Origin of the sequence: Exiguobacterium sp. SH4S7 (assembly GCF_004336795.1) — a bacterium.
Lineage (GTDB): Bacteria > Bacillota > Bacilli > Exiguobacteriales > Exiguobacteriaceae > Exiguobacterium > Exiguobacterium aurantiacum_A.
Window position 1 is genome coordinate 392,277 of sequence record NZ_SJUT01000003.1, and the last position, 16,009, is coordinate 408,285.

21 protein-coding genes and 1 riboswitch are annotated in these 16,009 nt (G+C 52.6%); of the genes, 8 read left to right on the plus strand and 13 right to left on the minus strand.

Annotated features, from left to right (window positions below; translation table 11 throughout):
* Positions 1-7: 7 nt before the first annotated feature.
* Positions 8-475 carry a GNAT family N-acetyltransferase gene (locus tag EVJ29_RS08745; protein ID WP_131504981.1) on the plus strand — a complete coding sequence of 156 codons (468 nt, stop codon included), beginning with the start codon at positions 8-10 and terminating at the stop codon, positions 473-475.
* Here the strand turns inward: EVJ29_RS08745 and EVJ29_RS08750 are convergent.
* The 3 genes from EVJ29_RS08750 to EVJ29_RS08760 form a co-directional block, all read right to left on the minus strand.
* Positions 456-1,043 (minus strand): GNAT family N-acetyltransferase, encoded by a 588-nt coding sequence (locus EVJ29_RS08750; RefSeq protein WP_131504982.1) that lies wholly within the window; start codon positions 1,041-1,043, stop codon positions 456-458. The two genes, EVJ29_RS08745 and EVJ29_RS08750, sit on opposite strands and share 20 nt — an antisense overlap.
* Positions 1,044-1,136: 93 nt before the next feature.
* Positions 1,137-1,739: an NUDIX hydrolase gene (locus EVJ29_RS08755; protein WP_070329288.1), complete on the minus strand. Its 603-nt coding sequence runs from the start codon at positions 1,737-1,739 to the stop codon at positions 1,137-1,139.
* 179 nt (positions 1,740-1,918) lie between these two features.
* Positions 1,919-2,209, minus strand: coding sequence for a hypothetical protein (locus tag EVJ29_RS08760; protein WP_131504983.1), 291 nt, complete (start codon positions 2,207-2,209; stop codon positions 1,919-1,921).
* Positions 2,210-2,371: 162 nt separating this feature from the next.
* On the opposite strand from EVJ29_RS08760, the gene EVJ29_RS08765 reads away from it, so the two are divergent.
* Together EVJ29_RS08765 and EVJ29_RS08770 are read left to right on the plus strand one after the other, a co-directional pair.
* Complete coding sequence (locus EVJ29_RS08765) at positions 2,372-2,686, plus strand: hypothetical protein (RefSeq protein WP_070329290.1); 315 nt, start codon at positions 2,372-2,374, stop codon at positions 2,684-2,686.
* 88 nt (positions 2,687-2,774) lie between these two features.
* On the plus strand, positions 2,775-3,560 hold the full coding sequence (locus EVJ29_RS08770; protein ID WP_070329291.1) for an SDR family oxidoreductase: 786 nt from the start codon (positions 2,775-2,777) through the stop codon (positions 3,558-3,560).
* A 31-nt stretch (positions 3,561-3,591) separates the two neighbouring features.
* On the opposite strand, the gene EVJ29_RS08775 is transcribed toward EVJ29_RS08770, so the two are convergent.
* The 7 genes from EVJ29_RS08775 to EVJ29_RS08805 form a co-directional block, all read right to left on the minus strand.
* A complete protein-coding gene (locus EVJ29_RS08775) occupies positions 3,592-4,389 on the minus strand; it encodes a GNAT family N-acetyltransferase (protein ID WP_016508856.1) in 798 nt (265 codons plus the stop codon).
* A gap of 81 nt (positions 4,390-4,470) precedes the next feature.
* Positions 4,471-5,538, minus strand: coding sequence for a saccharopine dehydrogenase family protein (locus EVJ29_RS08780; protein ID WP_071398559.1), 1,068 nt, complete (start codon positions 5,536-5,538; stop codon positions 4,471-4,473).
* 132 nt (positions 5,539-5,670) lie between these two features.
* Positions 5,671-6,300, minus strand: coding sequence for an NADPH-dependent FMN reductase (locus EVJ29_RS08785; RefSeq protein ID WP_131464844.1), 630 nt, complete (start codon positions 6,298-6,300; stop codon positions 5,671-5,673).
* Positions 6,297-7,292: a ring-cleaving dioxygenase gene (locus EVJ29_RS08790; protein ID WP_070329295.1), complete on the minus strand. Its 996-nt coding sequence runs from the start codon at positions 7,290-7,292 to the stop codon at positions 6,297-6,299. The genes EVJ29_RS08785 and EVJ29_RS08790 overlap by 4 nt, the downstream gene beginning before the upstream one ends.
* Before the next feature lie 36 nt (positions 7,293-7,328).
* The gene (locus EVJ29_RS08795; protein ID WP_131464846.1) at positions 7,329-7,763 is read right to left on the minus strand and encodes a MarR family winged helix-turn-helix transcriptional regulator; all 435 of its coding nucleotides are present in this window, start codon (positions 7,761-7,763) and stop codon (positions 7,329-7,331) included.
* A 146-nt stretch (positions 7,764-7,909) separates the two neighbouring features.
* Positions 7,910-9,037 carry a tetratricopeptide repeat protein gene (locus EVJ29_RS08800; protein ID WP_131464848.1) on the minus strand — a complete coding sequence of 376 codons (1,128 nt, stop codon included), beginning with the start codon at positions 9,035-9,037 and terminating at the stop codon, positions 7,910-7,912.
* Positions 9,038-9,086: 49 nt separating this feature from the next.
* Positions 9,087-9,626, minus strand: coding sequence for a DUF402 domain-containing protein (locus EVJ29_RS08805; protein ID WP_131464850.1), 540 nt, complete (start codon positions 9,624-9,626; stop codon positions 9,087-9,089).
* A gap of 209 nt (positions 9,627-9,835) precedes the next feature.
* Between EVJ29_RS08805 and EVJ29_RS08810 the strand changes: the two genes are divergently transcribed.
* Entirely contained in the window at positions 9,836-10,582 is a 747-nt protein-coding gene (locus EVJ29_RS08810) for a hypothetical protein (RefSeq protein WP_071398565.1), read from the plus strand.
* Here EVJ29_RS08810 and EVJ29_RS08815 read toward each other — a convergent pair whose 3' ends face one another.
* Entirely contained in the window at positions 10,583-11,551 is a 969-nt protein-coding gene (locus EVJ29_RS08815) for an aminoglycoside phosphotransferase family protein (RefSeq protein WP_131464854.1), read from the minus strand.
* 44 nt (positions 11,552-11,595) lie between these two features.
* Between EVJ29_RS08815 and EVJ29_RS08820 the strand changes: the two genes are divergently transcribed.
* On the plus strand, positions 11,596-11,916 hold the full coding sequence (locus tag EVJ29_RS08820) for a hypothetical protein (protein WP_131439546.1): 321 nt from the start codon (positions 11,596-11,598) through the stop codon (positions 11,914-11,916).
* A 24-nt stretch (positions 11,917-11,940) separates the two neighbouring features.
* Positions 11,941-12,039, plus strand: a riboswitch (TPP riboswitch).
* Positions 12,040-12,101: 62 nt separating this feature from the next.
* On the plus strand, positions 12,102-12,590 hold the full coding sequence (gene thiW, locus EVJ29_RS08825) for an energy coupling factor transporter S component ThiW (protein ID WP_131464856.1): 489 nt from the start codon (positions 12,102-12,104) through the stop codon (positions 12,588-12,590).
* 34 nt (positions 12,591-12,624) lie between these two features.
* Here thiW and EVJ29_RS08830 read toward each other — a convergent pair whose 3' ends face one another.
* Positions 12,625-13,104, minus strand: a complete 480-nt coding sequence (locus EVJ29_RS08830; RefSeq protein ID WP_131439550.1) for a GNAT family N-acetyltransferase — start codon at positions 13,102-13,104, stop codon at positions 12,625-12,627.
* The gene (locus EVJ29_RS08835) at positions 13,086-13,589 is read right to left on the minus strand and encodes a YcxB family protein (RefSeq protein ID WP_131439552.1); all 504 of its coding nucleotides are present in this window, start codon (positions 13,587-13,589) and stop codon (positions 13,086-13,088) included. The genes EVJ29_RS08830 and EVJ29_RS08835 overlap by 19 nt, the downstream gene beginning before the upstream one ends.
* Before the next feature lie 93 nt (positions 13,590-13,682).
* Between EVJ29_RS08835 and EVJ29_RS08840 the strand changes: the two genes are divergently transcribed.
* Positions 13,683-14,081, plus strand: coding sequence for a VOC family protein (locus EVJ29_RS08840; RefSeq protein ID WP_071398570.1), 399 nt, complete (start codon positions 13,683-13,685; stop codon positions 14,079-14,081).
* Between the two features lie 112 nt (positions 14,082-14,193).
* Positions 14,194-15,996, plus strand: a complete 1,803-nt coding sequence (locus EVJ29_RS08845) for an LTA synthase family protein (protein WP_131439556.1) — start codon at positions 14,194-14,196, stop codon at positions 15,994-15,996.
* The last annotated feature ends 13 nt before the right edge of the window (positions 15,997-16,009 follow it).

Below are 16,009 nucleotides of genomic sequence, written 5' to 3' on the forward strand. Positions count from 1 at the left end.
AATAACGATGTCATCCGTCACACTCGAACCGCTTCAAGACAAACACTGGCCCGTCCTCGAGACGTTCACGCTGCCGCTCGATCAAGAGAAATATACGACGTTGCCAAAAGATATCGACTCGATAATTCCGGACGGTGTGCACCCCGTCGTCATTGTGAACGACATACCCGTCGGCTTCTTTTTGTTGCACGACACCGAGCGCGTCCAATCGTACACGGACAATCCGAACGCCTTGCTCTTATCGATTTTTTCCATCAATCATCCGGCGCAAAACAACGGGTACGCCAAGTCGGCGCTTCAGCAACTACCTGAATACGTCCGCCACCATTTTTCTGACAAGCGACAAGTCGTCTTGTCTGTCAATTTAAAAAATGAGGCGGCGTTCGCACTCTATCAAACTGTCGGATTTAAGGATACGGGACGTCGTATGACCGGACCCGTCGGCGAACAACGAATCATGTCGCTGACGGTTTGAGTTCACCGGGCAGCATCGCATAGACGGCCGTGTCGGTCAGGCGGTTGCCATCGGCGGACAAGTCGTCGTTCCGCAGTATGCCTTCGAGTTGAAACCCTAGACGTTCTGGTATCATCCGGCTGCCCCGGTTCGTCGACTCACAACGGATCTCGATCCGTTTGAATCCGAAATGTGTAAACCCGAACCGCGTGACCGCCTCGACCGCTTCGCCCATGTATCCGTGTCCGGTATGCATTGAATGCAGCCAGTACCCGATTTCTGCCTTCGGAACGTCCCAGTCGATGCCTTGCAGACTGACCGTGCCGACGAACGTTCCCGTGTCTCGTAAAAAGATGAGATAGCGAAAACTCTCCTCTTTCACATAAAGTTCGTGGGCACGTCGTAAATTGATCTCGGTCTCTTCTAACGTCGGGACCGTTTGAGCGAACGGCAACCACTGCCGGAACTCCTCATGCGAATCCCGAATCGCCGCATTCACGACATGCTCGTCTCCACTCAGCCGTGGTGCCCGCAATCGTAAGCGCGCCGACTCGATCTCGAGCGGTGTTACTGGATGTACAACTTCCATCTCGTCACTTCCCCTCTTCACTTGCGAAAACACCAAACTAGAACTCCTCCTAAACCGAGCACGAGCAATCCGTTCAACAGTCGCCAGATGATATCAATCATCATGGCCTTCTGCTTTCTCCCAAAATGTCCGAACCCCTTCAACAACTTGGTTCCAGTATGTGTCTGGATGTGGAACGAGCGTCTCTTTCGTCACGCGTAACGTCTTTCCGGTTACGACCGAAGTTGCCTCAATCTGTTCGCGCGAACCGTCGAGCAAGGCGACGAACGCCTCGAAGTCAACTTTGCCGACGTCTGCTACTTCGTCAACGTCTAACGTGAACGCCTCCCCAGCGTACGGATAGACATATGTATGGGCGAACTCCCGGTCTAGAAACGCTCCCGTCTCAATCACGTCCTCAAAGACGCCGAGCGGGTGGAGTTGCTCAAGTGACAGTTCAATCCCGAGCTCTTCTTGTATCTCACGGACTCCGTCGCGAACGGTTTCTCCGGCAGCCAGATGCCCTGCTGCCGTGATGTCGAACAGTCCTGGAAAATCTTGTTTCGTCTCGCTGCGGAGCTGTAAGTAAAGATGCGTCGGGTCAATCATCCAGCAGTGAAACGTCTCATGCCAATCGCCGTCACGATGGACGTCGGCCCGGGACTTCAACCCGACTCTTTTACGTGTCCGGTCGACCACGGTAATGAATTCAATCATATCGTCACTCCATTCTCTAAAAAGGTGATCGTCCCGGCGGTCGTATCGAGCTCGACGTCGATGCCGATCGTATCGCCCGGCCGTAACGCGGTCGGTTTAATCAGTGTCGACACATGTATCCCTCCATTTTGTTCCATACGTTTACTGTACGGGTTTCGAAGGGGCAACGACAACCTAAACTAAAACAGATCAGGGTCTTCCGACAATGTCCGGACTTTCCTGACTTTTCGGTGACGACCAGTCCAGCCAAGTGTCGTGAAGAAAAAACCGCCCCCGACCATACAGAACAGCGCGACCAATCCGGCCACGATGCCATCAAATCCGTAGCGCTCGCCGCTCGCGACGAGCAGTAGCGGCGAAAAGAGGAAGGAAACCACTAGCATGATCAGCCCACCCCACACCCTCCGTCTGGGAAACCCAATCGTCCACCACCCGAAAGCAATCAATCCTAAAATGATTAACCCAACCATCCCGACTAGAACCATCGTCAGCGCCTCCACTCCGCAAATTGTTTTACTATATTCCGCATCTGTCATTCAAATCCCTGTAAAAATCAGCCTATATAAATTCCTGATTCCGGGTAAATAACTAATGGAAACCATCGCACCGGGGTACCGCAGAGGAGGATCACCATGAGAGCTAGACTCATCTTTGCCTTCGCGTTCATCGGTCTTTTTTTGTTAGCAGTCTATTGGGTGAGCACGTGGAACGATCACACGCTCGACGGACGCATCGAACGGATTGAAATCCCTCAACTGATGATTGGTCCAGCCGAGACGGATATGGATGAAATCAAATTGCATACGATTTTAGTTAATGACCAGACGGAAGTGACGGGTCTTGCTAGCGACGTGCAAGAGCTTCGCGCCGGTCAACATGTGACTATCGAGCTTGACCCAGATGCGACGCTCAACATCGCGCTATCGATTCATGTAACGTCCGATTAAACGAAGAATCGTCTTTTTTCAAGAAAACGGGCTTAATTTTTATAGAACAGTGGAATATGACAACAGGTAGCTGAAAGGAGATAAATACATGATTTCAAATACATTGTTGTCGGGTAAAGTCGCGTTTATCACAGGAGCGGCGTCAGGAATCGGACGCGCCGCTGTCATCCGGTTCGTCCAAGCAGGGGCAAAAGTCGCCATCGTCGACTTGAACCAAGAGGACTCCGAGAAGCTCGCGAGCTTAATCGGCGAGGACCGCGCCATCGGTATTAGCGCCGACGTCTCAAACGAAGACGAGATGAAGCGGGCTTATGAACAGACGGTCGAACGGTTCGGACATGTCGATATCGTGTTTGCGAACGCGGGACGGAACGGGACGATCACACCAATCGAGCACTTGTCGCTCGAAGATTGGAACGGGGTCGTCGAGACGAACTTGACGGGCACGTTCTTAACCGTGAAACATGCGATTCCCCACTTGAAAGAGAAAGGCGGCAGCATCATCATCACGTCGTCGATCAACGGGAACCGTTTCTTTAAAAACTTTGGCTTCAGCGGCTATGCGACGACGAAAGCCGGCCAGACCGGTTTTGCGAAAATGGCTGCGGCCGAGCTCGCCCAGTTCGGTATTCGGGTCAACACGATTTGTCCGGGTGCAATCGATACGAACATCGATGATTCGACGAACCGGGACGACGCGTTACTTGAAGAAATCGTCATCCCGATTGAATATCCAGAAGGCAACCAACCGCTCGCCGGAAAATCAGGTACGGCGAAGCAAGTGGCCGACGTCGTCTTGTTCTTTGCGAGCAATATGTCGAGCCATGTCACCGGATCAGAAGTGTACGTCGACGGTGCCGAATCACTACTCTAACGACAACAGGTCGCCCCGCGGGGCGACCTGTTTATTTGAGGATCGGACTTTTCATAACTGCTTTTTGGTAAAACGGTGTAAAACCAAGGCGTTCCATGTTGCGTCCCGAGGCGGTATCGACTTTCGTCGTCACCGTCACGTACTCGCAACCTATCGCTTTTGCCGCGGCAACTCGCTCTAAAATGAGTTGGGTCTGATACCCTTTTCCCCGATAATCGGGAATCGTGCTCGTCAAAAACAGTTCCCCCATCCCGTCCTGAACGGCGAGAATACCGCCGGCGACTGCTGTCTCGTCTTCACGGACGAGAAACGCCTGGTTTTCCGGTAACGCATAAAACCCTTTCGCCGTATCGATCGTCTCTTGCAGGACGGTCCCCGTCTCGGCGAATCCTGTCGCAATCGCCCGAGCCCATTCGTTCACGTTATCGGCGTGCACACGTTCGACACGTGTCGCTTCACTCTCTGGCAACTCAAACGTATTCACATCGAGCAACCAGACGTCGAGAAAGTGATCGAGCGTATAGTTTCGTTCCTGCAGCAGGCGAATGAGCGACATGTCCGCGAGTGGACACACCTCAATATGTAGGCGGGACACGTTCTTACCACGAACCCACTTCTCCATTTGGTGCAGATCGTAAAAGCTCGTCGGACGGTTCAAGCCGAACCCGACCGCAAAACTCGTATTCCCCATCCGGAACACATGACCTTTATTTTCAACGATTAACTCCGAGCCTTCATAGGGAGGGGTCTGTTTTCGATGCCTGATGTAGGCAGACGTCCCTTCCGCTTTGATGCGTTCGATGCGCCTGGCTAGTTCTAAGCGTTTCATCTCGTTCCCTCCCTCTAATCTTCCCTGAGTTTACCACACTTCAATTACGAACATGTTGTGATTCCGTTACAAGGCAACGCTTTAAAGGCGGACTTCATCAATCACGAACGAGGACGACCCTTCGATTTCTTCGATAAAATGCGAGCCGAACAACATCGCTGGTGTGAAGCTTCCAGGAATGACCCGGCTTGAACCGACGAGACGTTTCACGACCTCGAGCGCCCCATAGACGGTGAAGGCGTACGTGCTCGCCGTCTTAATGCGGACGATATATTTGTGTCCGTCCGCATTCGTTGCTTCGCCCCAAACATACGTCGACGACCCGTCCCGCTCCGCCTCATCCGGTCCGCTAATATGTTCATCGACATAGCGTAAGAGACGTCCTTGGACAGCGTCACTACCAAGAATCGGACTAAAGAACGACATGAGACGAGACGCATATCCGGCCACTGGGGGAACTGGGATCCATGTCGTGATGTTCGGGATGCCCGTCGTATAATACGCGGTCGAGACGTCACCCCACGGAATTGCGAGCGCTGTTTTCTTGCCGCGCCCAAAGTCGATTTGTCGACGCTTGGCCCCAAGCGGGAACGGCGACAGTTTTCCGTCTTTCCGCTCGGCACTGCTCGAGCCGAGCCCGCGGATTGCTGTTTTCATCGTTCCGCGCGAAATACCGGCAGCGGCCGAGAAGCCGAGGGCGAGATTCGTCGCGTCCGGCATGAGTTCCTTCAACTTGCGGGCCACACAGTCGGTCGGGATGACGTCAAAGCCGACACCCGAACACAGCAATACCCCGGCTTCTTGCGCGAGCTTGGCCCGTTTCTTCGAATGGATGTATTCGAACACTTCGATTTCCCCGGTAATATCGAGGTAATGCGTCTGTGACGCAAGGCACGCCTCGACCATCGGCTGACTCGTATCGGCGAACGGTCCAGCACAGTGCAAGACGAGGTCGATGTCAGCGAGTTCCTGCTTCGCTTTGTCGAGCGACAGACTAAAGACACGCGTCTCGCATCCGAGCTCGTCACCAAGACGCTCGATCGCGTCCGCACGCCTCCCTGCGAGCACCGGTGTCATCCCTTCGTTTACTGCTTGCCGGGCAATCAGTTCACCTGTATAGCCGTTCGCGCCATAGATCATCCATTTCATCGTTGTTTCCTCCTTCAGGCTATATGTATGCTTCTTTTGTTCCCTTCTTTTACTGACGATACACGATGCAATATCGAATGAACAGTAACACAAAAAAACTGATCGTCCCTGAAAGGACAATCAGTTGCTTAATTAGTTGTTCGTCGCTTCCGCTGCTTTCGTACGAACCGTCTGCATCGCTTCTGTCCATGGGACGAGCTGGTCGAGCATATCATTCACCGATTGGACTTGTACGTCTTTCGGTGCGAAGTGCGTGCCGTTCTCGAAATCTGTGAAGAGCGAGAGCGCCGGGTGGACCCGGACGTGGGCAATCAAGAGTTCGCTCAAGACACCGCGCACATGCTCAGTTGCCCGAGCGCCGCCGACCGAACCGTACGAGACGATCCCTGCCGCCTTGTTATGCCATTCGTTACGTAAGTAGTCGAGGGCGTTTTTGAGCGCGCCTGTCATCGAGTGGTTGTACTCTTGTACGATGAAGACGAAACCGTCCATCTCTGCAATTTTCTCTGACCATGCCGCAGCACCTGTCGCGTCACCGCCAGCCTCGCCGAGAAGCGGTAAGCTGTAGTCCGCAATATCGATGATTTCATAGTTCGCGTCACCGCGCTTGTCGGCGAGTTCTTTTACCCATTCTCCGACTTGCGGGCTAACGCGTCCTTCACGAGTCGATCCGAGTACGATTCCAATTTTCAACATAGTAGTTCCTCCTTGTGAGTTGGTTGATGCTTCTTGTTTACCGAACAAACGATTGAAAAAACTCATGATGGCATACCCTCATACTCTTTCTCGAACGTTTTTGTGCTCCTGACTGTATCAATCGGCCGGACCATCGCTTCGATCTGCTCACGCTTCGACTCTAAGAACGGTGGGAGCGACAATTTCTCACCTACCGTCTCATATGGTTCGTCACCCATAAATCCTGGTCCGTCGGTCGCCCATTCGAACAAGATTTGCGGTGCGACGCGTGCATACGACGATTCAAAGAAGAAACGATCAACGTAACCTGACGTCGGTAACCCGAACTGTTGCAGCCGTGCTGTCCATTCGTCGAGGACGCTGCGGTCATCGACGCGGAACGCGACGTGATGCACCGTTCCAAACCCTTGACGTGCTTGCTGAGACGTCTCGTCATGGATGACGACGACTTGCGCTCCGTTTCCACCCTCACCTCCTTCAAAGAGATGATTGTCACCTTCTTGCCCGATTTCTTCGAACAACATGACTTCCTCCATCACTTGCTTGAAGTACGTGAAGTCAGAAATACGGATAAAGATTGGCCCGAGTCCAGTAATGGCATACTCGAGTGGAATCGGACCGTTTGGCCACGGCTCACCAGAAGCGACACCTTGATTGAACTCGTCCGAGATGAGCTGATACGCTTGGTCGTCGAAGTCGACGAACGACAGCGTCTTCTTGCCGAACTGCTCGGTGATGCCTTCATGTTTTACCTTTAACCGATCAAAACGGCGGACCCAGTAGTCGAGTGCCTGATCCGTCGGGACACGGAACGACGTCTTTGAAATCTCATTCGTCCCGTGCACGCCTTTTGGGATGCCTGGGAAGTCGAAAAACGTCATGTCCGTCCCGGCGCTACCTTTATCGTCCGCAAAGAACAAGTGATACGTCTGAATGTCGTCTTGGTTGACCGTCTTTTTGACGAGACGCATCCCTAAGACGTTCGTAAAGAAGTCGTAGTTCTTTTCGGCGCTGCTCGTGATCGCCGTCACGTGGTGAATCCCTTTTACATGGTTCATTTAAATCGCTCCTTCAAAATCTTGATTTCGAGATAATTAGTTAAAAAATTTTGACGCCTCGGCACGTTTGCCGACCGTCTTCAATTGTGTGATTGTGTCATCTAAATCGATTCCGTCGAACAACTCGTTCATCCGTTTCGTGTGTGTCGGAAAAATTTGATCCATCAAGTCGGTTCCCGCTTCGGTTAATGCGGCATACGTCACACGGCGGTCGCTCGGACAAGCTTTCCGGACCAAATAGCCTTTTGCCTCGAGTCGGTCGACGATATACGTCATGCTGCCGCTTGAGAGCAAGACTTTTTTGCCGATGATTTGAATCGGTTGGTCACCTTTATGATAGAGCAGTTCGAGTACCGAGAATTCGGTCGCGTTCAGTCCATATGCGGCGACTTCGTGTTTGACCATGTCCTGGATCGATTGTGAAGCCCGAAATAAGACGGTGATTGCTTTTAAGGCGTCTGATTGTTTCATCTGTTCCCCTCCTTTGTTGAGAGAAAACAATACTTTAAATTTAATTATCTTTAATTCGAGATAAATATAACACGGTAATTTGGATCGGTCAATCAATTTGATTCAATAAAAAGACAAGGCCGCTTCCACAAGCCTTGTCTTCCGGATCAATCGTACGTCTCGTCGAGATTGCGCGCATAAAACGCGATGGCGCGACGATAACGCTGAATGCTGTCATCCGGCTGCGGACTCGCGAGCAGCTCGAGCAACGCACCGGTCGCTTCCTGATGCTGTCCGAGGTTGTAACGCGTCATCGCTTGGAACACTTTCAAGGCAGCGATGTCAGGGAACTGTTCGATCGCCTTAGCAAATAGTTGTTCGGCATCCTCGTAACGACCGAGCGCACGGTACGTGCTGCCGAGCCCGATATACGTCTCACTGAGCTCGTGACCGCTCAGACCGAGTCGGATGGCCCGCTCATAGTGCGGGACGGCTTGACGCTCTTCGCCGAGCGAGTCATAACACCAGGCACATTGCGCGTGGAGTCGTGGATTTTTCTCATCTTGACGCAACAGCATGAGCAACAGCTGCTTCGCCCGCTCGAGCTCTCCGTTCTCGCGCAGGCGGATCGCCTCGTCGAGTCCGACTTCTTCTGGCTGTTTAACGTGAAGGTCGCTCAAATCATCGAGCCACGCTTGCAGTTTCTCATAATATTTCCCGATATGGACGCCGTCGACGAGCGCGTGGTGCGCTTGGACTGAGAGCGGCATCATCATCCGGTCGCCAACTTTCGTGAATTTGCCCCAGGCGATCCGCGGAACGCTATCGTGCTGTTGGTCATTCGTCGGGTGACTGATGCTCGTGAACGTGAGCCAAGGCACGCTCGTAATATAGAGCAGGCTGTCCGGCTCGTCATCTCCGACGACGACTTCTCGTTTCGCCCCGCTCATCCGCACGGCCACTTCCTCCATGAAGTCGGGAAACGCGTCTTTATACGTCGCCGTACAGAAATTGAAGACGTCATCATCCATCATGACGGTGAACGATGGATGGACGACATCATGCTCGACGACCACGTCACCGCGCATCCGGTACCTAAGTTCAGGGATGGCGTTCGCCGTCTTCACCACGCCGTATAAGAACAGCTTGAAAAATGACTGTCCGCGCGTCTTCGCGAACGTATGTAGCTTCGTCACGTCGACGTTCGCCGTCACGTTGAAATGCGGGGCGTCAAACGCCTTGAAAAACTCATAATGCTTTTTACGCGGCCACTTCTCGAGATCAATTTGTTTCATCTATCTTCCCCCCTGTTCTTTCACTGTACCAAAAGCAGTACGGGAAGACTCAAAGCTTTTGCTTCAACTGCTCGTAATGCTCGTTCGCTAAATCAAAATAGACGAAGTCGCGGCGTTCGATCCGATCGAGCGTCGCCTTGAAATCACGCCAGCCACGGTCGACCATCTCCGGCGTGAGCTCACCTGACTTGGCTGCCGCTTCGAACTCATCCTCGTCTTTACGGACGACGTCACCGTTCGGGAAGATGAGGATGTCGAGCAGGAGGTCATCCATGTACGGAATCCCATCCTCATACCCGATCCCCTCGACGATATCGATGTACCATTGGACGATGTTGCCCCGGTCATCGAACATGACGGTCACCCCGAACGGTTCATGTTCTGAGAAGTACTGGAGCCACGCGTAACCTGCGTCGGCGACGATGAACTCCTTTCCTTGATGCATCTTATATTGTGGGGCTCGGACGGCGTCAATTTGAAAGAGGGCGACGGTGCCCGAGAAGCGATCGTCCCGCACCTCCATTTGTGCGTATCGATTTTTTAATATGCGTTCCCAATCACGACGATTGGCAAATTTTCGTTTTGGCATCTCTCTCTCTCCTTTAAATCAGTTTCCTAAATGTGTTCGCCAAAAGTCGACATTCCCCTGTTCAATCGTACAGATTGTGTGGATTGAACCAGACGAGGTAGCGATTCCATTTGCCCTAGATGAGAAAGTATCCAGGTTCTCATCCTATTTCATACATGCTACGCTAATGTAAAATAGGGAAATAATGTAACTTACTAGGGGGTTGTTTTATGAAACGATTAGGACTACTTGGCTTAAGCGCGTTCTTGCTGACAGGTTGTACCGATCAAGCCGAGCAACCAATCGTCTCTCCTGATATGAATGAACAAGATGAAGAAGCGACGATCGAATGGACACGAGAAGATTTCAAAGACGTCTTTGACCAACACGAGACTGCCCAAGACTTGTTAGCAGCGCTCGAAACCCAAGGGCTAACACCGTTCCGTGAGACGTTCGAACGCGTCGTCATCGCCGGGGACGGGATCCATCATACATACGCCGATATTTATCCGTTCAAGCTCGACGACGGCACGTACGCGACCGTCTATGAGAATGAAGACGGTGAGATCGCCAACGGTCCCGAGTCGGTCGCACCACTCTTTTGGCAAGAAGAGTCGTTCACGCAATTCGTTGAGGAGATTGAGAAGCGCAAATACGGGACGAGTGCCCCCCCGACCGACGTCACATTGACGCAAGACGAGTTTCAATCGATTTACGACCGCCATGCCTACACGTCAGCGCTCATCGTCGAGCTCGACGAATGGGGAGTTCAAGTCGCACGCGACCCAATCGAGAACGTCATCATTGCCGGGAACGGCGTCAAGGAAGTGACGGCCGACTTGATCGTCTTTGAGATCGAAAACGGCTACGCTATCGTCTACGACCAAGACGGTGAGATTTTGAAAGCACCGGAGTCAATCGCCCAGCTGTTTTGGAACGAGACGGATTATGAAAACCTGCTCGAGAAGAACGAGTGATCACGTACCGCGACGTTTCAAGTCCCGATACTCGAGGAACAAGTTGAGCCATTGGGCCGGTTTATCGGCTGACTCGGACGGATCATACCGATAGTTGGTCACATATACATGCCACGACAGCGCCCGATACACGCAACCGAGCTCTTCAGCGATCAACAAATGGCGCCATAGCACGTCCCGAGGCGCTACACCTTCCCACTCAGCCAAGTAGACGGTACGCATCTTCTGAATCTGTTCATACCATGCGACTTCATCGTCTTCTGGCAACAAGTCGTAGAGCGCGTTCCAAAACACACGGACGCTGAAGAACGGATGGGTGACGGTCGCATCGCCCCAATCGAGAATACATAAGTCATCCGTCTGTTTGCGCCAAAAGATGTTGCCGCCATGTAAGTCGCCGTGCTCGAGACTCATCGGCACCCCAGTCGCGAGCTCGTCGCACATGGTGAGGAGTTCGTCTTGGAGCGCCAGCACCGCCTCTGCCTTATCTCGATCTAACCCCGTACATAACTCGGGTAAATACGTCCGTATCTCTTCTTTTAGACGAGCCGGACGCCGGTCCGGGATACCGTAGGCCAAAAGCGTATCCGTGTAATTCGCTTCTTTTCTCTGTAGTTTCGCATATTGACGCACAGCCGCTTTGTACCGACTGTGCTTAGGGTATTCACGAAGTGCATACCCGCCGATGTCTCGCATAAGTAGCCAGTTGCGTGTCGCGGCAATGGCGATGACCTCCGGGACGAGTCCCGGATGCCGTTCGGCTAGATGCATCGACAGTTCAGCCTCGCCACCACTGATTGCTGTCACCGCCTTGGCGTAGTAACGGTCTGCCCCGTACTCTCCATACATCAAGTATGTCAAATCGGTATCTTTCACAACCCGCCACGTCACGCCTGGCACGTGACCATCGAGCCAGTGCTCGAACTGTTCACGGTAAGACTCGTCACGCCATGGGATGGCATCCCTCACTGACCTCACTTCCTTTCACCACACTTCGTTTAGGAGGAAATAATATGGACGTTGTCTATTATTCATACCCGGTCGATGCGCTACTCTATATGTATTTAGGTGCGACGGCTGTCTTCAGCTTCATAATTGGTCTAGTCGTTCGCCGTGTGTCGAGACGTCCAGATATCAGCTTTTGGACGACGATCGTGCTCAGCTTTGTCGGACTATGTCTTTCACTCGGCTGGTTCCGTAACGCCTCGGTCACCGTATTTATGGGTACACTCCCGTGGGTCATCAATCTCATGTTTTCCCTGTTTTTATACGCCCTGTATAGCGGTATCATTTATTTCATCTTCCGACCGCGAAAAATTGAGGCAACAAAATAACGTTATGCTATACTCAAACCAATAAACGACCACTAGGGGAGCCTTCGGGCTGAGACGGCAACTGCCGGACCCTTCGAACCTGATCTGGCTCATACCAGCGTAGGGAAGTGGCTTGGATACGTCTGTCTGTCCACGCCACTTTTCCACTTGGAGAAGTGCGTTTTCATTTTGAAAGGAGACACTTCATGCGTATTCAACAACTCACTTGGATGGCGATGCTCATCGCCATCGCCATCATCGGCTCCTTATTCATCTCCATCCCGACCGGTGTCGCCCGGGCCTATCCGGTGCAACATATGGTGAACGTCATCGCCGCCGTCACCGTCGGTCCGATTGGTGCCGTCCTCGTCGCGTTCGTGACCGGACTTGTCCGTGTCATGACCGGGACCGGGTCGTTGCTCGCCTTCCCAGGTGGTATGATCGGCGCCTTGCTTGCTGGACTATTTTACGTGCGGACGAACCGGGTCGCTTTCGCTGCGCTCGGTGAAGTCATCGGGACGGGCGTCATTGCCTCGCTCATCGCCGTCCCATACGCGAAAATCTTAATGGGTTCTGAGTTTGGGGCGCTGTTCTTCTTCCCGGCCTTCCTCGCCTCGAGCATGACTGGAGCCATCCTCGGCTGGATCGTCTTGGCGCGGGTCAAACAGTTGCGTCCGCTCACGGTGAAGCGATAATTGAACAACAACCACCAAAACAGGGACGGCCGACTTAGGAAGGCTGTCCCTGCTTCACGTGATACACCCAAATCTCTTCCCCGTTCGCTTCATCAATCAAGCCACTGTCCTCGAATCCGCCCTTCGCATAAAACCGTTTCGCCGGTTCATTCGTCGGATGGAGGCTGAGGATGAGGTCATCGACATCAAATCGCTCTTGCATCCACTCAATCGCAAGTTGCAAAAATGTTGACCCGATGCCTTTCCCTTGCTCATCCATATCAATCATAAAGCGGTCGAGCCAGACGTAACGCTCCACCTTGTTCTCGGCCCCGACCATCATGAAGCCGACCGGTTGATTGTCTCGACAGAGCGCGTAGCACGTCCACGCGTACTTGACGTCGACGTCCATCTCGCGGAGCGATTCCGCGTTCGTTTCGATAAAGCGGGCCTGACCAGGTGCGACGGTCAAGGCGACGACCGCATCCAAGTTCGTCTCATCAATCGGTTGAATCGTCAACGCATCGGTAGCCATCGTTGTACCTCCTCCATGTCCTGCCCGCGTTTCGGCAAGATGTAGGCGCTGACCGACGAGTTATACAAATACACATAATCGGCTTCCTCGACGACTTCCTTGATGCCGCTCCATGAGACTTTCGTCTCCCCGAACGCATTTTTGTCACGAAGACCGTCTTCATCCAGATCCATCGTATGCGGGCCGATCATGCCTTCATTGCTTCGTTCTTGAATCATCCGCTTCGTCTGTTTTCGGATATGCCGTTCAAAATACTTCGGATAATACAGAAACCAGATGAGGCTGATGACGCCATACACCCCAAACAGCCACCAGCTCGTATCTTGAAACAATGTCGCGAACGTCAAAGCGCCACCACCTAAAATGATGACGGGCCCGATGATGCGCTGCAGGAATAGCATCCTCTTCCCTATCTTTGAACGTCTAATATGACTCAAGTTGAAGTGAATGTAGTCTTCTTCCGTCAATTCGTATTGGATTTCCATATGTATCCCTCCTCGGTGTCGTATACGTCTTCGTTCAAGAAAAGTTCCGCTTCAGGCTCCTATTCGCTAAAATGAAAGCAAAGGAGTGACACGATGAAACAAATCCACCATCTCTGTATCCAAACGCCCGACTATGCGGCGTCAAAGCAATTTTATGAAACGCTCGGTTTTGAGCTCGTCCAAGAGTCACCCAACTTCCATACCCGGGCGTTCAACAGTTGGCTCAAGCTCGGCGACTTCTATATCGAACTCCAGACGGCGAAGACCGACGAGACGTTATCGCCGTATTCGAAACATGCGGCCGGACCCGTTCACTTCGCCTTGTACGTCGATGACCTTGAAGCGGAAGTCCGTCGGCTCGAGGCGCTCGGTGTCACGTTCTTGCCGAAACATGGCGGCAACATCTACTTCGTCGTCGATGGACATTTGAGCAAACTAAAAGCCCCGGAAGGCACGATCATCGAGCTTCGGGACACATTTTTGATCAAGTGAGGCGCTCGCCTCGCTTTTTTTCGTCCGTATCGCACACCCCCATGTTTCCCGCCACCTACGAACAGGTACATGAAAAAGAATACGACGTGTACGTACCGTTTGGAGGCTATTTATGAAATATCTTGATTATTGGAGTTATCTGTCACTATCACTTGCCAAACTATTTTTATTCAGCGTCTTGACCGCGAGCGCGTTCAACGTTCATTTTTTACTCGTCAATATCGGGATGATTCTCATGATGACGAGCTGGGCTCTACTCGTGAAGACGAAAACACGGCGCTGGATTTTATTCGCCTCGCTGTTTCTACACAGCACACTCCTCATCTCCGACGTCTGGTATTACCGCTATTTCGGCAATCTGTTGTCGGTCGCGCTTTTGTCAGACGTTGGTCAGATGGGCGACGTCGGCGGCGGCTTCCTGACGTTGATTCAACCGACCGACTTTCTATTGTTCGCGGACCTGGTGCTTTATACCGCTGTCCTCGTCTATATGAGAAAAAGACCTGCGCAAGTCACAGGAAAAAACCGCCGGATCGCCGCTGCCGGTTTTGTCATCGGCTTGGCCGCCTTCGTCGTTCCATTAACCGTCAGTCAGCCGAATGATGACGAGCAAGCACCGATTTCGAACATGCGTGAATATTACGAGTACGGCTTTTGGGGGTATCACGGCCTCGACTTATTCCGTGGCATCGGCGACCAACTCGGCTTCGGAGACGGCTTAACCGCACAAGAAGAGACGCGGCTCGGTACCTCGACTCCAACCGACGTCGAGACAACGGCTGATACGAACGTCATCATGCTGCAGCTCGAGTCGTTCCAGACGTCGGTGATCGGACAGACGATCAACGGACAGGAACTGACACCGAACTTGAACGCGCTTCGTGACGAGATGTTGTACTTCCCGAACTTCTATCATCAGACGCACGAAGGCCGGACGTCGGATGCGGAATTCACGGTCAACACCTCGCTCTATCCCGTCAAATCCGGTTCAGTGTACACCCAGTACGGTGACCATACGTTTGACGCCTTACCTGAACGTTTGCGCCAAGCCGGCTATGATACGGCCGCGATGCATGCGTTCGATAAAACGTTTTGGAACCGCGACAACGTCTACGACAATATCGGCTTCAATCATTTTTTCAGCAAAGACGATTACCCCGCTCAGGACGTGATCGGCATGGCACTTAACGACAAAGACTTCTTGACCACTTCCGTCGAAGCGATGGACACGTTAGCAGAACCGTTTTATGCGTTCATGGTCGCTTTGACGAGCCATACGCCGTACGACATTCCGGAAGAAGAGAAGCGTTTGGACTTGACCGGATATGACGATCCGCTGCTTCAAAACTATTACCATACCATCCATTACGTCGACGCGGCCGTCGGATTGATGGTCGATCAATTGAAGGCGAACGGGACGTGGAATAATTCGTTAGTCGTCTTTTATGGCGATCATGACAGCGGGCTGACCTCAGCAGGTGACGAGATGGCCGAGCAAGCGAACGCCGATTCGGCCGTCGAACTGTTTCAGCTCGACCGTTCTGTTCCGCTCTACATCAAGCCAGCCAACTTGAACGAAGGTCGAACGATCGAAGCGAGCGGCGGTCAAGCGGACATCGCCCCGACCATCCTAGAGTTGCTCGGGATGGAGCCCGCCTACATGCTCGGTAGCACATTGCTCGACGACGAACCGAACTTGACCGTGTTCCGTAACGGGTCGTTCCGGTACGACACGCTCTACTATGTTCCCAACTTGACCGAACCCATCGGAAACGGGACGTGTTACGCGGTCGAGACAGGAGACGAGCTACCGCTCAGTCAATGTGAGCCTTTCATCGACGAAGCGGCCGAACAGCTGCGTCTGTCCGATACGATCATCGAGAAAGACGCACTCTCTAAAAAGATACGCGAATAAAACCATGCCGCCC

Excerpts from the sequence above, each read along its gene's own strand:
- EVJ29_RS08755 (WP_070329288.1), bottom strand. The coding sequence starts at position 1,739 with ATGATTGAATTCATTACCGTGGTCGACCGGACACGTAAAAGAGTCGGG.
- EVJ29_RS08840 (WP_071398570.1), top strand. The coding sequence starts at position 13,683 with ATGAAACAAATCCACCATCTCTGTATCCAAACGCCCGACTATGCGGCG.
- EVJ29_RS08750 (WP_131504982.1), bottom strand. The coding sequence starts at position 1,043 with ATGGAAGTTGTACATCCAGTAACACCGCTCGAGATCGAGTCGGCGCGC.
- EVJ29_RS08820 (WP_131439546.1), top strand. The coding sequence starts at position 11,596 with ATGGACGTTGTCTATTATTCATACCCGGTCGATGCGCTACTCTATATG.
- EVJ29_RS08780 (WP_071398559.1), bottom strand. The coding sequence starts at position 5,538 with ATGAAATGGATGATCTATGGCGCGAACGGCTATACAGGTGAACTGATT.
- thiW (WP_131464856.1), top strand. The coding sequence starts at position 12,102 with ATGCGTATTCAACAACTCACTTGGATGGCGATGCTCATCGCCATCGCC.
- EVJ29_RS08760 (WP_131504983.1), bottom strand. The coding sequence starts at position 2,209 with ATGGTTGGGTTAATCATTTTAGGATTGATTGCTTTCGGGTGGTGGACG.
- EVJ29_RS08795 (WP_131464846.1), bottom strand. The coding sequence starts at position 7,763 with ATGAAACAATCAGACGCCTTAAAAGCAATCACCGTCTTATTTCGGGCT.
- EVJ29_RS08785 (WP_131464844.1), bottom strand. The coding sequence starts at position 6,300 with ATGAGTTTTTTCAATCGTTTGTTCGGTAAACAAGAAGCATCAACCAAC.
- EVJ29_RS08745 (WP_131504981.1), top strand. The coding sequence starts at position 8 with ATGTCATCCGTCACACTCGAACCGCTTCAAGACAAACACTGGCCCGTC.
- EVJ29_RS08775 (WP_016508856.1), bottom strand. The coding sequence starts at position 4,389 with ATGAAACGCTTAGAACTAGCCAGGCGCATCGAACGCATCAAAGCGGAA.
- EVJ29_RS08800 (WP_131464848.1), bottom strand. The coding sequence starts at position 9,037 with ATGAAACAAATTGATCTCGAGAAGTGGCCGCGTAAAAAGCATTATGAG.
- EVJ29_RS08835 (WP_131439552.1), bottom strand. The coding sequence starts at position 13,589 with ATGGAAATCCAATACGAATTGACGGAAGAAGACTACATTCACTTCAAC.
- EVJ29_RS08790 (WP_070329295.1), bottom strand. The coding sequence starts at position 7,292 with ATGAACCATGTAAAAGGGATTCACCACGTGACGGCGATCACGAGCAGC.
- EVJ29_RS08810 (WP_071398565.1), top strand. The coding sequence starts at position 9,836 with ATGAAACGATTAGGACTACTTGGCTTAAGCGCGTTCTTGCTGACAGGT.
- EVJ29_RS08805 (WP_131464850.1), bottom strand. The coding sequence starts at position 9,626 with ATGCCAAAACGAAAATTTGCCAATCGTCGTGATTGGGAACGCATATTA.
- EVJ29_RS08770 (WP_070329291.1), top strand. The coding sequence starts at position 2,775 with ATGATTTCAAATACATTGTTGTCGGGTAAAGTCGCGTTTATCACAGGA.
- EVJ29_RS08765 (WP_070329290.1), top strand. The coding sequence starts at position 2,372 with ATGAGAGCTAGACTCATCTTTGCCTTCGCGTTCATCGGTCTTTTTTTG.
- EVJ29_RS08845 (WP_131439556.1), top strand. The coding sequence starts at position 14,194 with ATGAAATATCTTGATTATTGGAGTTATCTGTCACTATCACTTGCCAAA.
- EVJ29_RS08830 (WP_131439550.1), bottom strand. The coding sequence starts at position 13,104 with ATGGCTACCGATGCGTTGACGATTCAACCGATTGATGAGACGAACTTG.